Genomic DNA, 4900 nt, shown 5'->3' on the forward strand with positions numbered 1-4900 from the left:
CAATTAAAGCTGGCTTTTGACGGAGTTGTGAGAGCCCCTAACTAATTAATTTAAAATCTAGGTAATGAAGCTATTCTCGGTGTGAATTGCAACCAACAGTTTTACAGCAGACTAAGCAATTTGGGTTTGTGTAAAACAATCAATATTTGCAATGGCAATAACTATTTACCTTTATAAAAGCGTCCACAAAATCAGTACTCATAAATTAAAACTTATGACAAAGAGATTATCATTCATTCCTTGATAAATAATTTCTACACTGAATTTGTGGACACACAACAACTCTTTTCTTTTATTACTAATTTTTCTAGTTACGACTGTTTAATTAAATGTGTTCTCATTAGTTGAGGGTCAAATTCTACACCCGTCCCAATTATATCTGGCGCGCACGCTTGCCCATTTTCAAGCTTTAAAGGACGTGTTGTATATTCATCTATAGGGAATGAATGAACTTCTAAAAAACCAGCGTGAGGCTGAGATGCCAACAGTGATACATGTAGTTCATGCATGCCATGGCTACAAATAGGTAAATTATGGGTATATGCCATACTCGCTACATGTAACCACCCTGTTATGCCACCAATATTTGATGCATCTGGTTGTAAAAAACCTAATTTAGCTTGACTAATCGCATAGCCAAATTCGTGCAATGTATGCAAATTTTCACCCATTGCAAGCGGTATTGAAGTCGCTTGTGCTATGCGAGCAAAGCCTTTGTAATCATCAGGTATAGTCGGTTCTTCAAACCAGGTTATGTCGTATTTTTCAATTGATTTAGCAAAACGAATAGCTTGCTCAACAGTCATTGAGTAATTGGCATCTACCATAAGTATTTTATCTTTACCTATTAGCTCTCTTACTGCGGCTACACGTTCTATATCTTCTTTAAAGTTGGGTTTACCGACTTTAATTTTTACTGCATTAAAGCCACGATTTAAATAACCATCTATATTACTAAGCAGTTTTTCTTGGCTAAAGTTTAAATCTATTCCGCCTGCATAGCATTTTGTTTGGTCACTGCTACCACCCGCAACTTGCCATAATGGTGCATTTAAGCGCTTACACTTAATATCCCACAGCGCTATATCAACTGCTGAAATCGCAAAGCTAAGTAGTCCACCTCGGCCAACATAATGAAGATCCCACTGCAATTTGTCCCAAATTGCCATGATAGACATTGAATTTTGTCCAATTAGACCGGGCTTTATTTCATCGTTAAGGAGTGAATAAATTGCGCGACCACCTTTGCCGCCAGTGTAGGTATATCCCATCCCTTCATACCCGTCGTGAGTCATAATATGCACTGTAATAACTTCAAAGTGAGTGTGATCGCCATGCTTTGCATCACTTAACACTTCTGCTAGCGGAATTTGGTAATACTCGACTTTTACACTTTTGATTGTTTGTGATGATACTTTCATTAAGCCACCGAATTAGTTAACATGACACTGTTCATTGTTAACAATTTACAACAGGTATTTGTTGTTGTAAAGGTTATCTGTTTAATTAAGCGAAATTATCCGAAGGTCTGTTTATCTTTGAGAATTAAAATTTGTTCAAACTCGAGGCTATTTAATCGCAGCGTGAGATTTGTAACCTAGTGGGCTAAGTAAAAACCGAGCAAAGCTTCCGCGTCCTGCTCACGCCCCTTACCTTCATTCATGTAGGCAACAAAGAGTAAATAGCCCCTATCAAGCGTGCTTATAGGGGCTTTAATTTAACAATAGAATAACAAGACTATTTTAAATCAAGTGCCAATAGCTGTGTATGCGCTGTTATATAAACGCGGTTTTGTGATTGGTTAAACGTTAGATTAGCACTAATATTTGGCATTTCAATTTGAGCTAGTAGCTCAGCATTTTTATTAAATAACCATAACCCATTGGGACCTGTAGCAAATATAATCCCACTTTTATGTACCTTTAAACCATCTGGTAAGCCTTGGTCATGCTTAATTGCTGGTGGTAATTCATAAAATAAAGATTTACTTATCACTGCACCGCTGTCATTTAAATCATACTGATACCACGCAGGTTTATTAGCATTAGATGCCGCCACATATAACGTTTTATTATCAGCTGATAATGCGACCCCATTAGGATAAATAAGATCACGATCTAGCAAGGTAAGCTCCCCTGTATTTTTAAGTGAATATACCCCCTGAAACTTAAGCTCTTTGCCTTCATCATCTAATTGATTAGGTAAACCATAGGGTGGATCACTAAAATAAAGCATGCCTTGGTCGTTAAAAACGCCATCGTTTGGGCTGTTAAACTTTTGTCCATTATAATGACTTACAATTTGTAGGTATTGTGGTTTAGGCGTGCTTAATGGCGTCTTCATTTTTGATATAACACGTGAGCGCGATTGCAAAAGCACAAGCTCATTTTGTTTATTTACAATTAAACCATTTGAATAGCCACTATGCGCTAAGTACAAACTTGCACCTTTACCTGGTGTATATTTATAAACCTGATGATTAGGTATATCAGAATATAATAAATATCCTCCTTGATTAACCCAAACCGGCCCCTCTAGCCAGTCATAACCCGAAGCGAGGGTTTTAACATGGCTATTTAAGTTAAGCACTTCAAGCGCTTGCTCATTAAATATTTTGTAGGGGCCTTGCTCGAATAAAAGTGTGTTACTTTGCTTAGCAGATACACCCAAACAGAAAACACACACAGCGCTTAGTATATATTTAATTTTTTGCATTATTATACCTGCGTTCATACAACGATTTATTCACGCTTTTAGCTGCATCTACAAGCGGTTTGTAAGGAATGTCCGTTACATTTACAAAGCCTACATTGTAGTTTTCACCATCGTATGCTCGCCCAGTTAGTGGAGAGTCTATGTATTGAAACCAATGCGCACCAACAAAATATGGGTTATCTATAACGCTATTCATATATTTTTTGTATTTAGTACCACGCTCTTGCTGAGATTGAGTGTGTATAAGGCCTGGGTTTAATAGCCCAGAATCAAGCGCACCATTATGAAATTCACCTATTATGCTTGGCATGTCTATATCAGATAAAAATGCCCAAAAATCTTCATTTAATCCCTCTCGGTAATAGTTGTAGCTCATCACATCTACATGCGCGGCAGCGGCGGCTCTTATTTCAGGCGTCATACCCCAGTCAGCAAAACGTGCTCCCATATTCAGCTGATTTGGAAGGTGTTTAGCTATAGCCGCGTCAACCACTGCAAAATACTGATTAGCATAATGAAATAACATCGCTGATAAATCGATATTAGTTTGCTCGTTAAACTGCGTGAGTGCGACGCCTGCAGCAAACTCATCCCATGAGGCAATACGTGTATTCCATGCTTTATTAAGTTTGCTAATTTGGCTGTACTTATTTTTCATTAAGGTAACAAATTGTGCTTTAGTCGGGCTATTTTGGGCGTTATTTTTAAGTGTATTAATAGCAATACCATAACGTGAGGCGTCAGAATTCATCATGCCCCAGCTTTTTTCGTTATCAATAAATACACCAACACACCAAGGACTGTTTTTAACTTGCTGGGCTACTTTTGCAAGCGTTACATCTGCGCGCTCAACGAATAATGGATCAAATGGGTCAGGTAATGGGCTCCAGTAGTCGTTACCACTGCTTACCGTTTTGAAATTACCAATGATCCACGCATTAGCAAAGTAAGGTAATTGGTTAGTATGGTAATAGTCTTCTTCTATCCAATTGCCAAAAGAAGTAAAGCCCCATGAAAGCATGCGTTTTACAGTGGTATTTTGCCACTGTTTCATTAAGTCGTTGTTGTTATGGGTTTGATATTTTCGCTCTAAATTAGCGCGATAAAAGCTAAACGTTTCACCTTTTTTAATTGCACCACTGTGAACTTCGCGTCTGTAGCCGTAATTATCTGCTAAAGGGTTATTTTGCTCGGGTAGCCAATTAAACATATCAGATCTTAGTGTTGAGCTTTTATAACGTGTTGACCACGCAGTTTTTGGAGCTGGATTTAATCCTAATGAATCCTCTGGTGTTAAATCATTAGCTTCGCGCTGCTTAATATAGCTTTGGTCAAAATCGTAACCGGTAATAGTTGAAGTATTTGCCATACGAACGTTATCAATGCCGGTTGAAAAAAACAGATAACCTTCTGGGTCGACTAAACTCCATTTCCCTTTGTATTTTTCGGTTCTAAAATATCCCGTTGCCTTTAATTGTGGGCCGTTTTTCCAGCCACTATATTTAGAACGTCCTTTCATTGGTGAGTTTTGTAAGTTAATTTGCTCTTTTTGAGAAATAACTTGTAGCTGCTCTGTTGAAGATACTTTATTGGTAAAGTCTAATTTTGCATTTTGCCCAAATTTATCAACTAACCCTTTTAGATAGTTAGTATCAAAATTAGTTGGCTTTATAAGGCGTAAGTTGTCTATTAAAATTCGTTTATCGTCAAGTAGCCCTTTTACTCCAAATGATATTTTTACAATGCTGCTAACGTCGATATTTTTTTGTCCGCCTCTATAGATTATTGGCGTATAACTGCTTTTCCAACTTGGTGGGTTTGAGCGAATACCTGAATTAACATTTAAATTTGCGCCTTTTAATTCTATGTAATACGTATTTTGAGACTTTGCTGGCACAACAACACTTCGAGTTTGAAATTGTCCCGACTTGTCTATTGTCTTTATGTATAGGTGAGTAGAAGCCTCATCAGGGTTTTGTATATCAAGTGCAAGGGCAAAGTTTCCTGTTGCTTGCCAATCCCATCCTTTTGGGTTTATAAATTCAAAGTCACTTTCTACATTAGATTTAGATTTTAATGTAACCGCTAGTTTATGGTTTCCACCTTCCTTTATTAATGTACTAAAGCCATTAATTGTATTTATATATTGGCTGTAATTATCCTGTTCAAAATCAAAAATTATATG

3 protein-coding genes are annotated in these 4900 nt (G+C 37.3%); all 3 read right to left on the bottom strand.

The annotated features are described in order from the left end of the window. Positions 1–311 precede the first annotated feature (311 nt). Positions 312–1421, bottom strand: a complete 1110-nt coding sequence (locus GQR46_RS15975) for a mandelate racemase/muconate lactonizing enzyme family protein (protein WP_165741463.1) — start codon at positions 1419–1421, stop codon at positions 312–314. Between the two features lie 316 nt (positions 1422–1737). Further along, positions 1738–2715: an SMP-30/gluconolactonase/LRE family protein gene (locus tag GQR46_RS15980; protein ID WP_165741465.1), complete on the bottom strand. Its 978-nt coding sequence runs from the start codon at positions 2713–2715 to the stop codon at positions 1738–1740. Beyond that, the coding region (locus tag GQR46_RS15985; RefSeq protein WP_165741467.1) for a beta-galactosidase at positions 2702–4900 on the bottom strand (2199 nt) is incomplete at its 5' end. The genes GQR46_RS15985 and GQR46_RS15980, both read right to left, overlap by 14 nt.

The sequence above is a fragment of the Pseudoalteromonas sp. Z1A6 genome, assembly GCF_011378745.1.
Classification (GTDB): Bacteria; Pseudomonadota; Gammaproteobacteria; order Enterobacterales; family Alteromonadaceae; genus Pseudoalteromonas; species Pseudoalteromonas arctica.